Below are 19,376 nucleotides of genomic sequence, written 5' to 3'. Positions count from 1 at the left end.
TCAACCGATAACTTGACGGCGGTCATCCTTCGGCGGCGACGGTTACGCTGTCCGCGCTCTCCGCTCCATCGGGGAGCAGTTCAGAAACGATCATCCCCGCGAGGATCAGTGCGGCACCCAGGAATCCGAGGAGACCGAGCCTCTCGCCGGCGGCGTAGTAGGCATAGCCGGCAGCGAAGACAGGCTCGGTGCAGAAGATGAGCGCGGTATGGGCCGGGCTGATCCATTTCTGCATGGTGGTCTGTACCAGGAACGCGAAGATGGTGGCTATCAGCACGCAGACCACGAGGGTCCAGAGGAGTTCCGGGTGCCAGACGAAGACCTGCCGGCCCCGCAGCAACGCCGAGGCGAGGCTCAGCACGCCGACGACGGAGAGCTGCAGCGTGGTGAGAAGGTAAACATCGCTGTCGGCGTGACGGGCGAAGTGGCTGGTGTAGAGGAGGTGCAGGGCGACGCAGGCCCCGCAGATGGCGCCGAGCACGTCACCTACGTTGAAACTGAGGCTGCCATCGGTGCAAAGCAGGAACAAACCCGGGGTGGCGAGCCCAACACCCCACCTGATGCCGGGACCGACGGCATGTCGGAAAATGGCGGCACCGAAAAGCGGCACCAACAGGACACTCAGGCCGGTCAAAAAGCCGGTGTTCGAGGCGCTCGTGTACTTCAGTGCTACGGTCTGGAAGGCGTAGGATGCAAATAAGAGAACTCCAAGGATGGACCCGTGTGTGAGTAGCTTAATTTTTACTCTATTAGTGCGCGCTAAAGCAAGCGGAAGCATGATTGCAGCGGCGGTTAAAAATCTTTGTGACAGGAAAACGAAAACGTCCACCTTGCTGATTGCGTCCTTCACAACAGTGAAAGTTACGCCCCAGAAGAACGTTGTTATCAAAAGAAGTATACCCGCACGAAATTTTTTGACAGATCCCAAAGTAATTTTGACCTCATAAAACCTTGAATTCACTTAATTGTGGTAAGACAAGTTAACATGAGCTTAAAACGAGCGCAACGCCAAATTAATAAGTGGTTGACAAGAGGGGTGGAATAGCTTTAAAAGTATGCGGCGGTAAGCTAAATGGTGTATGCCGTTTAATATTAAAGAGAATTTATGGAGGAAGCATGAAAGCACTTCGTATGATGACTGCAGTTTTGGCTTTGGGACTCTGTTTTGTGTCTGCCGCTTTCGCCGCACCGAAGGCGATCACCGTTGCGTCCGACGCAACCTGGCCGCCGATGGAGTTCGTTGACGCCAACAAGAAAATCGTGGGCTTCGACATCGATTTCATGACTGCCGTCGCCAAAGAAGCCGGCCTGCAGGTCACCTTCAAGAACACCGCTTGGGACGGCATCTTCGCCGGCGTTGAGGCGGGTCAGTACGATGCCATCATCTCCTCGGTCACCATCACCCCGGAGCGCCAGGCCAAGTACGACTTCACCACCCCCTATGTCCAGATCGGCCAGATCCTGGTCGTGCCCAAGGCTGAGAAGGGGACCAAGATCGCGGACCTGAAAGGCAAGAAGATCGGCGCACAGATCGGCACCACCGGCGCCATGGAAGTCAAGAAGGTTGCCGGCGTCGAACTGAAGACCTATGACGAAGTCGGTCTCGCCTTCGAGGACATGGCTGCCGGCCGCATCGCCGGCGTCGTCTGCGACGAGCCGACCGCCATCACCTACGCTCTCCAGAAGAAGGAGTACAGCTCCAAGTTCAAGATCGTCGGCAAGTCCTTCACCAAGGAGGCTTACGGCATCGTGGTCAAGAAGGGGAACAAGGAGCTGGTGGCCCAGCTGAACAAGGGTATCGCAGCGGTTCAGAAAAAGAAGATCGACGTTCAGCTGAAGAAAAAGTGGCAGCTTAAGTAAACACCCTCAAAGCTCCTGCAGAACGGATCACTACCCGACAGTAGTAACCGCCTCTGCAGGAGCTTTCTTTAAAGAGAATGGCACCACGGTAGCGCATCAACACCGCCGGCAAACACCGGCCCAGGACGGTCACAAGAAAGCATGAGTACTGAAGCAAAAAAGCAGATTATCGACGTAGGGGACGGCGCAGCCATTCCCCGTAAAAGCGACCGCGGCCTGTTCACCGCCTGGCGCATAGCGTTCTTTGGCGCCATCGGCACCATTGGCTACCTGGTCTGGAGCAAGCCGGACCCGTACCTCAACATTATCAAGTTCGTTCCCGACGGCATCGCGGTGACCTTCAAGGTGACCCTCGGGGCGATACTGCTGGCCATCGTCATCGGCCTCGTAACCGGGTTGGGCCGGATCTCCAAGAACCGCTTCTTCAACGGCGTCGCATCCCTTTACGTCGAAATCATTCGCGGTATCCCGCTGCTGGTGCAGATCTTCTACATCTACTACGCCCTCGGCACCATCGTGAAGGTCCCCGCCATCCTTTCCGCCATCATCGCCATGGCCGTCTGCTACGGCGCCTACATGGGCGAGGTGGTGCGCGCCGGGATCGAGTCGATCGCCAAGGGGCAGCGCGAGGCGGCCCTCTCCCTGGGGATGAACGGCCGTCAGACCATGATCCACGTCATCCTCCCCCAGGCGGTCAAGGTGATCCTCCCGCCGGTGGGCAACGAGTTCATCGCCCTTTTGAAGGATTCATCGCTGGTCTCCATCATCGCCGTAGCCGACCTGTTGCGCCGCGGCCGCGAGTACGCCTCCGAGTCCTTCACCTATTTTGAGACCTACACGGTCATCGCCCTGATCTACCTGATCATCACCTTGTTCTTCTCGAAGATCATCGGCGTAATGGAGGAGCGTGTCAGTGTCAACAAATAGCCGCAGGAAAATGGTAGAGGCGAAAGAGATCATCAAGGTCTACGGCTCCTTCCGCGCCCTGGACCGGGTTTCCCTGGATATCTACGACGGCGAGAAGGTGGTCATCATCGGTCCTTCCGGTTCCGGAAAGTCGACGCTGCTCCGCTCCATCAACCGTCTCGAGGAGATCGACCGCGGCACCATCGTCGTGGACGGCATGGACCTCTACGATCCGAAGACCGATATCACCAAGGTGCGCGAGGAGGTGGGGATGGTGTTCCAGTCCTTCAACCTGTTCCCGCACAAGACCGTGCTGGAAAACCTCACGCTCGCCCAGACCGTGGTGCGCAAGCGCTCGAAGCAGGAGGCCGAGGAGAAGGCCATGATGCTTCTTGAGCGCGTCGGGCTCGCCGCCAAGGCGAAGTCGTATCCCGGCAAGCTCTCCGGCGGCCAGCAGCAGCGCGTGGCCATCGCCCGCTCGCTCGCCATGGACCCGAAGCTCATGCTGTTCGACGAGCCGACCTCCGCTCTCGATCCCGAGATGATCGGGGAGGTGCTCGACGTCATGAAGGATCTCGCCAGGGACGGTATGACCATGGCCGTGGTCACGCACGAGATGGGTTTCGCGCGCGAGGTGGCCGACCGCGTCATTTTCATGGACGCGGGGCGCATCGTGGAGGAGGGCACTCCAGAGCACTTCTTCACCGCGCCCACGCACGAGCGCGCCAAGTTGTTTTTGAGCCAGATATTGTAATTTATCGCTGGCCCCTGCGTCAGTAGGGGCCAGTTCTGTATCTGCGTTTTTTTCATTCAGTACCACGAAAGGGGGGATACGGTTCTTCTCAGTTTAACCGGGCAACACAGTCTCAAAAACGCTGTAATGCAATTACTACACACGAGGAGGAAGTACATGAAAAAAAGCAACAAGAAGCTGTTAGTAGTAGCCATCGCAACCGCACTGACCGCAGCATCCGCAGGCTCCGCTCTCGCTCTCGAGAACCAGTTCAATGGCGCATTCACCGCATTCTTCGACAACGGCAACTTCGCGGGTACCAACATCATCGCGAAGGATGCTCCGACCGCAAACTACTTCGTGCAGCGTCTCCGCCTCGGCTACACCGCCAAGGCTGACGACCATGTCAAACTGGTCACCAAGTTCGAGTTCGACTACAACTTCTGGGGCAACAGCTCCTACGAGAATGCCCGTGGGGGCGGCGGTGCTCTCGGCGCCGACACCGTCAACATGGAGACCAAGCACATCTATCTCGACCTGAACTACCCGCAGGTCAACGCCAAGATCGGTATGCAGCCGTACAACGACTCCTTCAAAGGGATCCTGTTCGACGCCGACATGGCCGGTGTGCTTCTCTCCCACGACTACTCCAACGCCAGCATTGCAGCCGGTTACTTCCGTTTCCATGACTCCGCCGATGGCGGCAAGGCAGGCCAGGACGTGCTCGGCAAGAACACCTTCGACATGTACTCCCTCGACGGTAAGTACAACATCAGCAAGGATCTCTCCGTTGGTGCTGCCTACTACTTCATTCGCGACCAGCACACCCCCGGTCTGTACACCGTGTTCCCTGACGCGAAGGTTCACACCTTCGGCGTGAACGCTGCCGGCAACTTCGGTCCGGTGTCCGTGAACGCCTTCGTCGCCAAGCAGGCAGGCGAGATCACCACCGATGTAGATGCCAAAGGTTACGCTTTTAACGTCGGCGCCAAGATGCCGCTGGCAGGCGGCACCGCCCGTACCGAGTTCATCTACGTTTCCGGCGGCAAGAACGCCTGGTACGTACCCGCCTCCGACAGGGGCTTCACCGAAGGCGGCCAGTTCTACGATTCCGAGATGATCATGCTGGGCCGCGACAAGTACGCGACCACCATCGACAACGCCATCATCTATGACGTTAACAACAACAACGAAGGCGTCATCATGGGCACCCTCGGCTACGACTACACCTTCAATGACAAGGTATCCGCCAGCGCCAACGCAGGCTTCGCTGCCGTCGCCAAGGACCTCCAGGCTCGCAGCGCCAACGGCGACAGCAAGTACCTCGGCACCGAGATCAACGCCGAAGCTTACTACAAGCTGACCGCAAACGTGACCCTCGGCGCCCGCGCCGGCTACCTCTTCCTCGGCGACCACTTCAAAGGCATCAGCGCTGGCGAAGATGCTGACAACCTTTGGGATGCAAAGCTCATTGCCAAGTACAACTTCTAAGACAGATACATTTTCCTCTCCGGCTTGAACTGAGCCGGAGAGGGGAATTTCAGTGCCACTGTCTTGACAATCGAGTAGTGACAATTAGAATCTGTTGACGTGTAGAAGCTGGACCTAACAATGTGATCAATCAAACCCAAGGAGGTAGTCTGCATGAGCTTTAAGAAGATCAGCGCATTGCTGCTCGTAGCGATGCTCGCAGTCGGTGCATTCGGCTGCAAGAAGAAAGAAGAGGCCAAAGAGGGCGCTGCTCCGGCCGCCGCTCCGGCCGGCAACACCATCAAGATCGGCTTCCTCGGCGCCCTCACCGGCGACGTCGCCATGTTCGGCAAGCCGACCCTGGAAGGCATGAAGATGGCTGCCGACGAGATCAACGCTGCCGGCGGCATCCAGGGCAAGAAGATCGAGATCGTCGAAGCCGATAACCGTGGCGACAAACAGGAAGGCGCTTCTGTCACCCAGAAGTTCATCTCCCGCGACAACGTCACCGCCATCGTTGGCGACCCGACCACCGGCATCACCAAGGTTGCCGCTCCGATCGCGCAGAAAGCAGGCGTCGTGCTCCTCTCCGCAGGCGCAACCGGCCCGGGCGTCGTCGAAGTGGGCGACTTCATCTTCCGCGACACCCTGCTCGACTCCATCGCCATTCCGGCGTGCATCGAGTACTTCGCGAAAGACCTCGGCTTCAAGAAGGTGGCCATCATCACCTCCGACAACAACGACTACTCCGTCGGTCTGTCCCAGACCTTCCGCGACGCGGCCGCCAAGGTTCCGTCCATCAAGATCGTTGCCGACGAGAAGGTTAAAGACGGCGACAAGGACTTCTCCGCCCAGATCACCAACATCAAGGGCAAGAAGCCGGACGTCATCCTGTTCTCCGGTTACTACACCGAAGGCGCCCTCATCATGAAAGAGGCCCGCAAGCAGGGTCTGAAGGCTCCGATGTTCGGCGGCGACGGCCTGTTCTCCCCGAAATTCATCGAGCTGGGCGGCCCGGCCGTAGAAGGCTCCATGTCCGCTCTCGGCTTCTCCACCGAGCAGGCAGCTCCGGCTACCGCCAAATTCATCGAGGTGTTCAAAGGCAAGCACAACGGCGAGCTCCCCGGCCTGTTTGACGCCCAGGGCTACGACGCTGTAATGCTGCTGGCCGACGCCATGAAGCGCGCCAACAGCGTTGACCCGAAAGTCTTCAAGACCGCTCTGGCTCAGACCAAGAAGTTCGAAGGCGTTTCCGGCACCATCAGCATGCAGGCTAACCGCGAGCCGATCAAGAGCCCGCTGTCCCTCCTGTATGTCAAGGACGGCAAGTTCGTCCTCAAGGCAAAAGTACCCGTCAAGATGGACTAATGCCTGACTCTGCAGCACCGACGGCCCCTGCTTTGGCAGGGGCCGTTTTTTTTTAAACAAAGCTTCAACGCAAAGACGCAAAGCCGCTAAGGCGCAAAGGCAGAATCGGGTTGAAATCAAAAAGTCTCTTTTGCGTCTTTGCGACTCCGCGTCTTTGCGTTGAGTCTTGTGTCTTTGCCTTCGGCGTTTTGGGTTTGCGATTGCCCTTGACAACTGGCATAGGAAAAATTATATTTCAAATCGTTAAAGGGGAGTAGTTATCGGCCGGAGAAAAGGCCGACCCGGACTTCGTCAATACGGTCGCAAGACCCGGAGTCGGGGCAGTTAAACTGTCAACAAGACCTTTATCCTGGTAACTACGCCGAGGGTAAAGGTCTTTTTATTTACCTTCGGCCGAATCAAGTCCTTCGGGACATAACACTCGTAGAGGTAAATGTTATGCAAAGACTGAAAACGACATTTCTGTTAGCTCTTCTCACCGTGCTCATGGTGACCATGGGGCAAGCCCTCGGGGGCAGGTCCGGGATGATGATGGCCTTCGTCCTCGCCCTCGGGATGAACTTCTTCTCCTACTGGTTCTCGGACAAGATCGTGCTGAGCATGTACGGCGCGCAGGAGATCGGCGAGCACGATCACCCCATGTTTTACAACCTGGTGCGTAACCTCGCCATGCGCGCAGGGCTCCCCATGCCCAAGGTCTACATCATTCCGTCCGACAGCCCCAACGCCTTCGCCACCGGGCGTAACCCGGACCACGCAGCGGTAGCCGCGACGGAAGGGATCCTGCGCATCCTCTCCCCCGAGGAGCTGGAAGGGGTCATGGCGCACGAACTGGCGCACGTGCAGAACCGCGACATCCTGGTGGGCACCATCGCTGCCACCTTCGCTGGCGCCATCTCGATGATCGGCAACATGCTGCAGTGGGGCGCCATGTTCGGGGGGGGACGCGACGACGAGGAGGGGGGTGGCATCGGCGGTCTGGTCGGTTCGCTGGCCATGGCCATCATCGCACCCATCGCCGCGATGCTGATCCAGATGGCGGTTTCCCGCTCCCGCGAGTACCTGGCCGACGCCACCGGCGCCGAGATCTGCGGCCGCCCGCTGGCGCTCGCCTCGGCGCTCAGGAAGCTGCACATGGCCTCGCAGGCGCTCCCCATGCAGGAGGCGCGCCCCGCGACGGCGCACATGTTCATCGTGAACCCGCTTACCGGCGGCGGGCTGATGGAGCTCTTCTCCACCCATCCGCCGATGGAAGAGCGCATCGCACGGCTGGAGCAGATGGCGGTACGGCGGTAACATTGGCCACTCTCCCTCGCCCAGGGGGCGAGGGTATCTGTAGGGGCAAATAATCATTTGCCCAGCCGCCGGTGCCCTGACCGGTACCGTGGCGTGAGAGGTCATGACCCGATAAAGGGGGGCGAATGATTATTCGCCCCTACAGTTTCCCCGTGTGACGGGGCACCTACAACAGGAGACACAATGGACTGGCTTACCGACCCGCAGGTCTGGATGGCCCTGGTTACCCTAAGCGCGCTGGAGATCGTGCTCGGCATCGACAACATCATCTTCATCTCCATCCAGGCCAGCAAGCTCCCCGCGGCCCAGCAGGAGAGGGCGAGGCTCACTGGCCTCGTTCTCGCGATGTTCATCCGCGTGGCGCTCCTCTTCTCCCTTAGCTGGCTCATGGGGCTCACCACCCCGCTTTTCAGCCTCTTCGGCAACGAGATCTCCGGTCGCGACCTGATCCTCCTCTCGGGCGGTCTCTTCCTGATCTGGAAGAGCACCATGGAGATCCACGAGAAGCTGGAAGGGGAAGAGGTGGTGCACGCGGCGAAGGTCGGTGCCACCTTCGGCGCCGTCATCGTGCAGATCCTGCTCCTCGACATCGTCTTCTCGCTCGACTCCATCATCACCGCGATCGGCATGGCCAGCCAGCTCTTCATCATGGTTGCCGCCGTGGTCATCTCCGTCGGCTTCATGATGCTCTTCTCCGGCAAGATCAGCACGTTCGTGGAAAGACACCCGACCATCAAAATGCTGGCCCTGAGCTTTTTGCTTTTGATCGGCGTCTCCCTGATCGGAGAGGGCTTCGGGATGCACATCCCCAAGGGGTACATCTACTTCGCCATGGCGTTCTCGGTCATGGTGGAGATGCTGAACCTGAGGATGAGGCGCGGCAAGCCGGTCAAACTGCATGAGCCGCACCTTGACACTGAGAAGAGGGGCGAATAGCATTCGCCCTTTTGTCTTGACACTTTCTGTACTTATTCGTTATCTTCGCCAACGCATGCGCAAGTTATTTCCTGTCAAAATTTTCTCTTTCCTGCTACTCGCAGTGATCTTCTGCACCTTTCTGAGTGGAGTCTGTGACAACGCGCACGCACTGGAGCGCTGCGGGGCGGTCACTGACTGCGTGCAGGCAGATTCCCATGTCGACCGCGACTGCGACACCCCCGACTGCCCCTTGCAGGGGGACGCCGACCATGACGATTGCGACTTCTGCTGTGACTGCGCCTGCCATGTCTCGCTGAGCGTTGGGCATTTCTCTCTCGACTACAATCCTGTTTTCGCCGCCCTCCAAAGTTTCGACCGCTTCACCTTCATACCCGAAGTTTTTCTCTCCAAGTTCGTACCCCCGCAGTCACGCGCCTAACACCCCTTTCACGGCCGTAGTACGTCCTTTGCCGGAGCCCGTCCTCCTGGCGTAGTCGCGCCGTGGTCTACCCATTTTCCTCGTCTCTCCAAGAACGTATTCAGGAGGTTTTTCTTGGCAACAACCGCCTTCAGGGGCGCGCGCCTAGCCGTGGCCGTCGCCTTGTCTCTATTGTCACCCGTACCCGTATTTGCCGAGCCCCATCCGGTTTCGCCGCAGCAGGCCGTCGCAGCGGCGCTCAACAGCAACCCCGAGCTGGTTTCTTTGCGCAAAGAAGCCGGAGTCCTTGACGCCGCCGCTGTTCGTGCCGGGGTGATCCCCAATCCTACGCTGGAACTGGAAGCGGCCACCGGCGCGCTTACCGGCAGCAGCGACGACAACAATCTCTCCCTGGGGATCTCGCAAGAGTTCCTGCTGGGAGACAAACGAAACAAGCGCCGTGCCGTGGCCGAGCGCGACCAGGCGGCCTTCCGCTGGCTTTTGGCCGACCGCGAGCGCTTGCTCGCAGAGCAGGTGCAGGGCGCTTACTGCGACGTGCTGCTCGCCCAGGAGCGGTTAGGCCTGGCGCGGCGTGCCATCGAACTGAACCGGCAGTTGCTCCAGGTGGCCGAAGACCGGCTCGCCGCCGGGGATATCCCTGAGCTGGAGATGTACCTGGTGAAGGTCGAACTGACCCGCAGCGAGGGGAGCCTGATCGCGCTGCAGCGGGGCCTCCTCGACAGCAGGGCGAAGCTCTTCACGCTCATGGCTCTTGCCCCGGGTGAATCACCCGCTTTGAGCGGCGCTTTCGAGGCCAAAGATGTTCCGGCCAAGGGGGTGGTTGACCTGAAGCAGGTCGCCCTGCAAAACCGCCCCGACCTGAAGGCGCTGCAGGCGACGCTAGGCAAAAGCGACGCGGAGGTCGCACTCGCCGAGGCGGAAGGGATCCCCAACCTCACCGCCGGGGTGGCCGTGAGTCGCGACGCCTCGTCCATGGAGATCGGTAGTGTCGAGGGGAGGGAAACCGCCTACACCATCGGCCTCAAGCTTTCCATGCCGATCCCGGTCTTTGACAGCAACAAGGCGGGGCAGCAAGAGGCGCGGGCGAAACGCTCCAGCGCCGAGGTACGACTCCAGGGTGCGGTCGCCAACGTGGAACGCGAGGTGGAGACGGCCCACGCGAGTCTCGTCAACGCCGAGAAAGTACGGGTCCTGTACCGGTCGAACATCCTGGGCCAGCTCGACGAGAACCTAAAACTGACGCAGGAGGCCTACCGCCTGGGGGAGGTCGGCATTGTTGCCGTGATCGAGGAACAGAAGAAATACTTCGAGGTCAGCGACAACTACCTCGCGGCCCTGCATGCCAGGGAGATGGCTTTCAATAGACTTCAATCGGCAGTCGCCGCTGACATCAACGGAGGTGCGCAGTGAACAAGAAGGGAATCATCATCGGGTTGGTCCTGGCAATAGCACTCGGTGGCGGCGTCGCCTACCGTCTCATCAATACCCCCGGAGCTGCCGAACAGGCCGAACATGGCGAGCATGCGGAACCAGGGCACGCAGAAGAGAAGGGCGGCCACGCCGAGGGGAAGGAAGGGAAGGGGCACGACGAGCATGGCGAAAAGCTCGTGAAGATGGCCGTTGAGGTGCAGAAACAAAGCGGGGTGGCGGTGGCTCCCGCCAAGAAGACGCAGATGCCCGGCATGATCAGTGCGACCGGCAAAGTCGAGGCCAATGCCGACCGGATCGCGCACGTCTCGCCGCGCATTTCCGGCAAGATCGTGGCGGTGCGGGCGTCGCTTGGGGAAAGCGTTGGGGCAGGGCAGGTGCTGGCGACCCTGGACAGCGTTGAACTGGGCGAGGCGTTGAGCCGCTACCACCAGTCCAAGACCCGGCTCGCCCTGGCCCAGTCCAACATGGAGCGCGTGAAGGCCCTGGTGGACAAGAAGATCGCGGCAAGGAAGGAGATACTGCAGGCGGAGACCGACTACAAGACGGTGCAGACCGAACTGCACACCGACCAGGAGCGTCTTGCCCTGTACGGCGTTTCGGCGGCGGACCTGAAGGGGGACAGAAGACCGCTGCTTCCGGTGCGCGCACCGATAGGCGGCGTCATTACCGAGAAGCACGCCATCGTGGGAGAACTCTCCGACCCCGCCAAGAGTCTTTACACCATCGCCGATCTCTCCTCGGTCTGGGTGCTGGTTGACATCCATGAAAAGGATTCGGCCAAGGTGCGCCGGGGACAAGCCGCGACCGTTGTCGTTAGCGCCTTTCCAGAGATCAAGTTCCGTGGCCGCATCACCTACCTGGCGGACGTCGTCGACCCGACGACCCGCACCATCAAGGCGAGGGTCGAGGTCGCCAATCCCGGCCGCAAACTGAAACCGGAGATGTTCGCCACCGTGGAACTGGCTACCGCAGCCGATGCTGCGCCGATTCTGGCCGTCCCGGAAGGGGCGATCGTGGAGCTGGAAGGGAAAAAGCTCGTCTTCGTCGCCGAAGGTGGCGCCGCTTTCGAGCCGCGCAAGGTGGAATTGGGGCGGGCCTCCGGCGGCATGGTCGAAGTCCTTTCCGGTCTCAAGGAAGGCGAACTGCTGGCCGTTAAGGGGGGCTTCGTCCTTAAATCAGAGTTGCTAAAGGGCGAGATCGCGGGACACGACCACTAAGGAGACCAGCACCCATGCTTGAAAGAACAGTTGCATACATGCTGAAGCAGAAGGGAATGGTCATCTTCCTGGCGCTTGTGATCGTAGTCTTCGGCTTTTATTCCTATCAAAAACTCCCCATCGACGCCTTCCCCGATGTCACCAACATCCAGGTCGAGGTGGTGAGCCATGCGGACGGGCTCTCGGCGGTCGAGATCGAGCGAAATGTCACCTATCCCATCGAGATGGCGATGCGCGGCCTTCCCGATATCGAGCAGCTCCGCTCCGTCACCAAGTTCGGCCTGTCCATCGTAACCGTGGTCTTCAAGGACAACGTCGACATCTACTTCGCGCGGCAGCTGGTCTTCGAGCGGCTGGCCGAGGCGCGGGAAAAGGTCCCCAAGGGGGTCGAGGTGGCCATGGGCCCCATCGGCACCGCCATGGGGGAGATCTACCAGTACACGCTGGAAGGAAAGGCGCCGCAGGACCCGGATGCGAAGCGGGCCTACCTGACCAACCTGCGCACCGTCCAGGAATGGGTGGTCACCCCGCAGTTGAAGAGCGTCCCGGGCGTCAACGAGATCAACTCCTTCGGCGGCTACTTCAAGCAGTACCAGGTGGTGGTTTCCCCGGACAAACTGCTCAAGTATGGTGTCACCGTGGACGACGTACACGACGCCATCGGTAGCAACAACAGCAACGTCGGCGGCAACGTGCTGGAGCGCGACAGCGACCAGTACATCGTGCGTGGCGTTGGCCTGATCCAGAGCACCGGGGATATCGAACATATCGTCCTAAAGTCGCAGGGGGGGACACCGGTCTACCTGCGCGACGTGGCCCAGGTAAGAATCGGCGAGGCCGTTCGCATGGGCGCCGCGGTCAAGGACGCCTCGGGCGAGGCGGCAGGGGGCATCGTGATGATGCTCCGCGGTGAAAACAGCCGCGACGTGGTGGCCCGGGTAGCCGCCAAGGTGAAGGAGATCAACGAGAGCAACATGCTCCCCGAGGGCGTGAAGCTCGTGCCGTACTATGACCGCAGCGACATCGTCAAGGCGAGCGTCGCCACGGTGAACAAGGCGCTCATCGAGGGTGCCTTGCTGGTTCTCGTGGTTCTGTATCTCCTCCTGAACAGCATCCGCGGCAGCATCGTGGTGCTCATGGCGCTGCCGTTGTCCCTTCTGGCCACCTTCATCGTGATGAAGCTGACCGGCATCACCGCGAACCTCATGTCCCTTGGCGGTCTCGCCATCTCCATCGGCATGATCATCGATACCACCATCATCCAGGTGGAGAACGTGCAGCGCCATCTGAGCGAGGCGTGGGAGGGGCAGCCGAAGCTTAAAACCGTACTGAGGGCCGTGATGGAGGTGCGCAAGCCGAGCATCTTCGGGGAGCTCATCATCGCGCTCACCTTCATCCCCATCCTGACCCTGGAAGGGATCGAGGGGAAGATGTTCGGCCCCCTCGCCATCACCGTCGCCATCGCGCTTTTGGCGTCGCTGCTCCTCTCCATCTTCATCATCCCGGTCCTTTGCAGCATCATCCTGAAACCGCAGCCGGAGCAGGAAAGCCGGATCATGGTCTGCGCCAAGGAGCAGTACCTGCCGCTTCTGGAGTACGCGCTGAACAAAAGAAAAGTCGTCCTCGCCGTTGCGGGGGGGCTGCTGGCGTTCTCGCTGTTCCTCGTGACCAGGCTTGGCACCGAGTTCATGCCCATCATGGATGAAGGTTCCTTCGATATGGATATCGCCATGCTCCCGGGTGTCTCCCTGGCGAAGGCGCTGGAGGTGAACCAGCAGGCCACGGCGAAGTTGAAGAAGTTCGACGAGCTGGACGTGGTGGTGGGACGCATCGGGCAGACCGGTGTCGCCCTCGACACCCGCGGGCCTGACAAGACCGGGTATGTCGGCGTGTTCAAGCCGAAGGAGCTGTGGAAGCGTGACATCTCCAAGGAGGAGCTGACCAACGAGATGAGGGAGTCGCTTGAGACCATTCCGGGCATAAGCTTCGGCTTCAGCCAGCCGATCCAGTGCCGCATCGACGAACTGGTGGCGGGTACGCGCGCCCAGCTCATCGTGAAGCTGTTCGGCGAAGACCTCGACGTGCTGCGCGACAAGTCCGCAGAAATCGCCAAGATCCTGGGTACGGTGCGCGGCGGCACGGACCTGAACACCGAGAAGGTTTCCGGGCAGCCCTATCTCACCGTGACCATCGACCGCGCCAAAATCGCCCGTTATGGGCTCAACATAAGCGACGTGCAGAAGGTGATAGAAATCGCCGTGGCCGGAAAGGCCGCTTCCACCTTCTACGAGGCGAGCCGCAGCTTCGACATCACGGTCCGGCTGCCGGAGGAGAAGAGAAATTCACTGGAGGCGATCCAGAACCTCCTCATCTCCACCAAGTCCGGCATGAATATACCTCTTGACCAACTGGCCGAGGTGAAGATGGTGGAGGGGCCGGTGCAGATCAGCCGCCAGGACGGGGTGAGAAGGATCGGCATCGAGATGAACGTGAGCGGCCGGGATATCGGGAGCTTCGTAGCTGAAGCCAAGCAGAAGATCAAGGACCAGGTCAAGCTTCCCTCCGGCTACTACCTCACCTGGGGCGGGCAATTCGAAAACCAGCAGCGCGCCATGAACAGGCTGATGATCATCGGCCCGGTGGCGGTCGCCCTGATTCTGCTGCTGCTCTACGTCACCTTCCGATCAATTCGCCTCGCGCTCCTGGTGATCTCGAACCTCCCCTTCGCGCTGATCGGCGGGATCTTCTCGCTGTTCCTCTCGGGGCAGTACCTTTCGGTGCCCGCATCGGTCGGCTTCATCGTCCTCTTCGGGGTCGCGGTGCTGAACGGTCTCGTGATGGTATCCCGCATTGCCCAGTTGCGGGAGGAGGGGTTTGGTCTTGAAGAAGCGGTACGCAAGGGAGCCTTGGATCGGCTCCGCCCTGTCCTTATGACGGCTTCCATAGCGATCTTCAGCCTCATGCCCATGTTGCTGGCAACGGGTACCGGGTCCGAGATCCAGAAGCCTCTCGCGACCGTCGTGGTCGGTGGTCTGATAACCTCGACCCTGCTGACGTTGCTGATCATCCCGTCGGTCTACGGGTGGTTCGAGAAGAAGGTCGACGCTGACGTTCAATGACTTGTCAAGACTGCGGCACAAGGAGGGACTTTATGAAGCATTACATCTTTATTTGTGTCTTTGGGGTGGTGATGGCACTTGCTGGCTGCGCTGAAAGCTCAGCGTTGATCGCGAGCCGCGACCATAGCGACCATGTCGATATTTTCAGGGTCCAGGAGGAGAATTCCCCCCCTCCCGCAGGCTACGTCGATCTGAAGATATCGGCCGTTGTGAAGACGCACTTGGCAGGTTTTTACTCGTCAACCGATCCTCATGGCACTGATGCGTATGAGCTGCTTGTCAACATCGACGGACAGTCTATGCGCATGCGTGGCAGCAGGGCAAATGAAATAAAGCAAGACCTGACCATGGGGGACCCCGAGGGAGGGACCGGCACGAAATACCTTTTTCAGAGCACCATTCGGCTAAAAGAGGGCAGGCATACGGCGGTTGTCGCACTCCCGGTGGAGGACGTGGCCGTCCGCAAAGAGTTGACCCTCAACGCGGGGCGGCAAAGTCGCCTGGTCCTTCAGCCGGTGTACGGCACAACGATCAGGAAGCTTGGTGTCGGTAATCCGCTCAAGGAGAGCTTTCAGGCTGGTGTCAAGACGTTGCGGCTGGTCTTGAATGGGAGTGACATGTAACGATACCAACGATGTCATGTAATTGCGCCATAGCACTCCTCCTCGTGATATGGCGCCTTTTTTAGCACAGCGGTTACTGTCGCGCTCCGCGATGGGACAGCGCCACATCCGGGATCAAAACAACGAGTGCTCAAACGAGAGGTAGGCGAGGATTGAAAGGGGACAGGCACCTTCGGAGCCAGTCCCCATCGAGGTGCGGTTGTCATAGCCCCTAGAAACAGCTTGTTGTCATGTTATTGTGCCGTGGTCGAGTCCTCCTCCGTCCACGGCACCTTTTTTTGCGCGCCGGGAGATGGTCCTTGCTGAACCTGGCGGACTCGTCGTACGGTAAACAGGATAAGAGTTAAGGAATTCAGCCGCTGTTTTAAAATGACAATCTGGCCCGGAACCAGCTACGGCCCCGCATGCAGCGGGGCCGTTTTTTGTCCTAATCAAAAGTTTAACGTTGCGAAACAGATCCAGCTGTTGTAAAGTGTCGCGCGGTCGAGGGTCAGGCCACTCATTAGAAGGTCTGCTCTTGTTTTATTCTCGGCTCCGGTTCCATTTTGCGAGTAGCACCAGGTTTACCAATAGCTTGCTTATTTCCAAGTGCTTATGGTATACGTCGTTAGCTATTCCTTTGTTCTATTTTGAGAAAATTTTAACCTGAAGATCCGCCCGGTAGCAGGGTGCGGGCTTTTGGTCAGACAAATCCAGTCGGAAGGAAGTCGACATGTTCTTACAACAGCTAGTAAACGGCGTGGCACTGGGGAGCGTCTACGCGCTCATCGCCCTCGGCTACACCATGGTGTACGGGATCATCACCCTGATCAACTTCGCCCACGGCGAGATCTTCATGGTCGGGGCCTTCATCGGACTGCTGCTGGTCTCCTACTTCAAGGTCAACGTCTTCGTCGCCATCATCGGTGCCATGATCTTCTGCATGATCATGGGTGTCCTCATCGAACTGATCGCGTACCGCGCCCTGAGGAAGTCGTCCCGCCTTTCCGCGCTGATCTCCGCGATTGGCGTTTCCATCTTCCTCTCGTCGCTGGCGCTGATGGTATTCGGTGCAGACGCCAAGGGCTTCCCGGACGGCGCCTTCCCGGTGCGGCAGATCCATGTCGGGAGCGCCGACATCTCCACCCTGCAGATCCTCATTATCGGCGTTTCGGCGGTCCTCATGATGGGCCTCGAGTTCATCGTTCAGAAGACCAAGATCGGCAAGGCGATGCGTGCGACCTCCGAGGACTACAACACCTCGGCGCTGATGGGGATCAACGTGAACCGCGTCATCTCCTTCACCTTCGCCCTCGGCTCTGCGCTCGCCGCCGCCGGCGGGGTGCTGGTCGGCGTCCTCTTCAACGCGGTCTCCTTCAACATGGGGCTCATGGCCGGCCTGAAGGCCTTCGCCGCCGCGGTCCTTGGCGGGATCGGGTCCATTCCGGGCGCGATGCTGGGCGGCCTGCTGCTCGGCGTCTCCGAGGTCTTCGGCGTCGCCATCGGCTACTCGTCTTACCGTGACGCCATTGCCTTCACCATCCTGGTGCTGGTCCTCCTCGTCAAGCCGACCGGCCTCCTCGGCCAAAAAATTACAAAGAAGGTATAGATTCGATGGCAGACTTCCTGAACAGCTTGGTCGGCTCAGTCGACCCGTACATGTTGCAGATCCTCGTCAACGTCGGCATCGCTATCGTGCTGGCGCTGGGGCTTAACGTCATCACCGGTCTCACCGGGCAGCTCTCCCTGGGGCACGCCGCGTTCATGAGCATCGGCGCCTTTACCAGCGCCATGGTGACCATCAAGACCGGCCTTCCCTTCGCGGCCAACCTGGCCGTTACCGGTGTGGTGACCGCCATCGTGGCAGCGGCGATCGGCTTCCCGATCCTGAGGCTTACCGGCGACTACCTGGCCATCTGCACCCTGGGCTTCGCTGAGATCGTCAAGGTCTTCTTCCTGAACTTCGAACCGACCAACAAGGCACTCGGCCTCACCGTTCCGCCGGCCAAGACCTCCATACCGATGCCGATTTACGTCTGGGTGGTCGCCATCCTGGCCATCATCCTGGTCACCTTCGTGCAGAACTCCCGTTTCGGGCGCGCGCTGAAGGCGATCCGCGAGGACGAAATCGCGGCTGACGCCATGGGGATCAACACCGCTCGCTACAAGATCCAGGCCTTCGCGCTGGGCTCCTTCATGGCCGGCATCGGCGGCGGTCTCTACGCCCACTTCCTGAGCTACATCAACCCCTCTGACTTCGGCTTCCTGAAATCGGTCGACATCCTGGCCATGGTGGTTCTGGGCGGCCTGGGCAGTGTCCCGGGTGCGGTCATCGGTTCCTCCGTGCTTGCCTCGGCTCCGGAATTCCTGCGCTTCATGTCGCAGTACCGCATGCTGGTTTACGGCGCGCTGCTGGTGTTCCTGATGGTGTTCCGTCCCAACGGGCTCCTCGGCGGCGTCAACGTCACCGAACTGCTGCTGCGCGCGGTGGGCAGGAAGCCGGCCGGGAAGTAATTTACGAAAATAACTCACGAAACGAGAGTAACGCATGGCTATTCTTAAACTCGATAACGTCACCATCCGCTTTGGCGGCCTGGTCGCCGTAGACAAGGTAAATCTCGAGGTCGAGAAGGGGAACATCATGGCCCTGATCGGGCCCAACGGCGCCGGCAAGAGCACCATGTTCAACCTGATCACCGGCATCTACACCCCGACCGAGGGTCAGATCTCTTTCATGGGCGAGAGCATCTCCGGCAAGCCCGCCTTCAAGATCGCCGCGTCCGGCATCGGCAGGACCTTCCAGAACATCAGGCTCTTCACCCAGCTGACCGTCCTCGAAAACGTCCTGATCGGCGCCCACACCCAGGGGAGCTTCGACCTGACCGGCGCAGCGCTGAAGTTCCTCCCTTGGGTACGCCGCGAGGAGAACGAGCTCAAGGAGTTGGCCATGTCCTGCCTGAAGCAGGTAGACCTGACCCACAAGGCGTACGAGCTGGCGGGGAACCTCCCGTACGGCGAGCAGCGCCGCCTCGAAATCGCTCGCGCCCTGGCCATCAAGCCGCAGATCATCCTCCTGGACGAGCCGGCCGCCGGCATGAACCCGCAGGAAAAGCAGGTCCTGGCCGAGATGGTGAAAGCCATCAGCAATACCGGCGTCACGGTCTTCCTGGTCGAGCACGACATGAAGTTCGTCATGGGCATCTCGCACCGCATCGCCGTTCTCGACTACGGGGTCAAGATCGCCGAGGGCACTCCCGAGGAGATCAGGAAGAACCCGAAGGTCATCGAGGCGTATCTCGGCAAAGGAGCAGCGGATGCTTAAGGTAGAAAATATCAGCGTGAATTACGGCGCCATCAAGGCGCTGCAAAACGTTTCCTTCCAGATCAACCAGGGTGAGATCGTGGCGCTCATCGGCGCCAACGGCGCGGGCAAGACCACCATCCTGAACACCATCTCCAACATCGTCCCGTCGGTTGCCGGCAAGATCACCTACCTCGACAAGGAGATCACCAAGCTTCCTCCGCACGAGATCGTCAAGCTGGGCATCTCCCAGGTCCCCGAGGGGCGCCGCGTCTTCGCCAAGATGAGCGTGCTCGAGAACCTCGAGATGGGTGCCTACACGAGAAGCGACAACGAGATCGCCTCCGACATGGAGAAGATCTTCCAGCGCTTCCCGCGCCTGAACGAGCGCAAGAAGCAGCCGGCCAAGACCCTTTCCGGCGGCGAGCAGCAGATGCTGGCCATGGGTCGGGCCCTCATGTCCCGCCCGAAACTCCTCCTCCTGGACGAGCCCTCCATGGGCCTTGCCCCGATGCTGGTCGAGCAGATCTTCCAGATCATCCAGGAGATCAACGCCAGCGGCACCACCATCCTCCTGGTCGAGCAGAATGCCAACATGGCGCTCTCCATCGCCCACCGTGCCTACGTCCTCGAGACCGGCGAGGTGGTGCTGCAGGGCGACGCCAAGGAACTCGCCTCCAACCCCGAAGTGAGAAAGGCATACCTGGGAGAGTAGG

Annotated in this window: 17 protein-coding genes; 16 read left to right on the top strand and 1 reads right to left on the bottom strand. The window is 59.8% G+C overall.

Going from position 1 to position 19,376, the window contains the following annotated elements; translation table 11 throughout:
• Positions 1-22: 22 nt before the first annotated feature.
• Positions 23-850 (bottom strand): DMT family transporter, encoded by an 828-nt coding sequence (locus tag KP003_RS10580; protein WP_239027507.1) that lies wholly within the window; start codon positions 848-850, stop codon positions 23-25.
• 266 nt (positions 851-1,116) lie between these two features.
• Between KP003_RS10580 and KP003_RS10575 the strand changes: the two genes are divergently transcribed.
• From KP003_RS10575 to KP003_RS10500, 16 genes are all read left to right on the top strand, one after another.
• The gene (locus tag KP003_RS10575; RefSeq protein WP_217299572.1) at positions 1,117-1,860 is read left to right on the top strand and encodes a basic amino acid ABC transporter substrate-binding protein; all 744 of its coding nucleotides are present in this window, start codon (positions 1,117-1,119) and stop codon (positions 1,858-1,860) included.
• 141 nt (positions 1,861-2,001) lie between these two features.
• Positions 2,002-2,787, top strand: coding sequence for an amino acid ABC transporter permease (locus KP003_RS10570; protein ID WP_217299571.1), 786 nt, complete (start codon positions 2,002-2,004; stop codon positions 2,785-2,787).
• A complete protein-coding gene (locus tag KP003_RS10565; protein WP_302467693.1) occupies positions 2,774-3,520 on the top strand; it encodes an amino acid ABC transporter ATP-binding protein in 747 nt (248 codons plus the stop codon). The genes KP003_RS10570 and KP003_RS10565 overlap by 14 nt, the downstream gene beginning before the upstream one ends.
• 156 nt (positions 3,521-3,676) lie before the next feature.
• A complete protein-coding gene (locus KP003_RS10560; RefSeq protein WP_216499036.1) occupies positions 3,677-4,990 on the top strand; it encodes an alginate export family protein in 1,314 nt (437 codons plus the stop codon).
• Between the two features lie 153 nt (positions 4,991-5,143).
• Entirely contained in the window at positions 5,144-6,337 is a 1,194-nt protein-coding gene (locus tag KP003_RS10555) for an ABC transporter substrate-binding protein (RefSeq protein ID WP_217299570.1), read from the top strand.
• Positions 6,338-6,775: 438 nt separating this feature from the next.
• Entirely contained in the window at positions 6,776-7,633 is an 858-nt protein-coding gene (gene htpX, locus KP003_RS10550; protein ID WP_216499034.1) for a zinc metalloprotease HtpX, read from the top strand.
• A 183-nt stretch (positions 7,634-7,816) separates the two neighbouring features.
• Complete coding sequence (locus KP003_RS10545; protein WP_217299569.1) at positions 7,817-8,569, top strand: TerC family protein; 753 nt, start codon at positions 7,817-7,819, stop codon at positions 8,567-8,569.
• Between the two features lie 181 nt (positions 8,570-8,750).
• Positions 8,751-8,990 carry a hypothetical protein gene (locus KP003_RS10540; RefSeq protein WP_239027506.1) on the top strand — a complete coding sequence of 80 codons (240 nt, stop codon included), beginning with the start codon at positions 8,751-8,753 and terminating at the stop codon, positions 8,988-8,990.
• A gap of 114 nt (positions 8,991-9,104) precedes the next feature.
• Positions 9,105-10,400, top strand: coding sequence for a TolC family protein (locus KP003_RS10535; protein ID WP_217299568.1), 1,296 nt, complete (start codon positions 9,105-9,107; stop codon positions 10,398-10,400).
• Positions 10,397-11,638, top strand: a complete 1,242-nt coding sequence (locus KP003_RS10530; protein ID WP_217299567.1) for an efflux RND transporter periplasmic adaptor subunit — start codon at positions 10,397-10,399, stop codon at positions 11,636-11,638. The genes KP003_RS10535 and KP003_RS10530 overlap by 4 nt, the downstream gene beginning before the upstream one ends.
• 14 nt (positions 11,639-11,652) lie before the next feature.
• Complete coding sequence (locus KP003_RS10525; RefSeq protein WP_217299566.1) at positions 11,653-14,757, top strand: efflux RND transporter permease subunit; 3,105 nt, start codon at positions 11,653-11,655, stop codon at positions 14,755-14,757.
• 32 nt (positions 14,758-14,789) lie between these two features.
• Positions 14,790-15,380 (top strand): hypothetical protein, encoded by a 591-nt coding sequence (locus KP003_RS10520; protein WP_217299565.1) that lies wholly within the window; start codon positions 14,790-14,792, stop codon positions 15,378-15,380.
• A 712-nt stretch (positions 15,381-16,092) separates the two neighbouring features.
• Entirely contained in the window at positions 16,093-16,968 is an 876-nt protein-coding gene (locus KP003_RS10515; RefSeq protein WP_216499028.1) for a branched-chain amino acid ABC transporter permease, read from the top strand.
• 5 nt (positions 16,969-16,973) lie between these two features.
• Entirely contained in the window at positions 16,974-17,873 is a 900-nt protein-coding gene (locus KP003_RS10510; RefSeq protein WP_216499027.1) for a branched-chain amino acid ABC transporter permease, read from the top strand.
• 34 nt (positions 17,874-17,907) lie between these two features.
• Complete coding sequence (locus tag KP003_RS10505; RefSeq protein WP_216499026.1) at positions 17,908-18,681, top strand: ABC transporter ATP-binding protein; 774 nt, start codon at positions 17,908-17,910, stop codon at positions 18,679-18,681.
• Positions 18,674-19,375, top strand: coding sequence for an ABC transporter ATP-binding protein (locus KP003_RS10500; RefSeq protein WP_217299564.1), 702 nt, complete (start codon positions 18,674-18,676; stop codon positions 19,373-19,375). Before KP003_RS10505 ends, KP003_RS10500 begins: the two co-directional genes overlap by 8 nt.
• Position 19,376: the final 1 nt, after the last annotated feature.

The sequence above is a fragment of the Geomonas diazotrophica genome (assembly GCF_019063885.1).
Classification (GTDB): Bacteria; Desulfobacterota; Desulfuromonadia; order Geobacterales; family Geobacteraceae; genus Geomonas; species Geomonas diazotrophica.
Note: the sequence above shows the minus strand (reverse complement) of the source record. Positions and strands in the feature narration are given on the sequence as shown.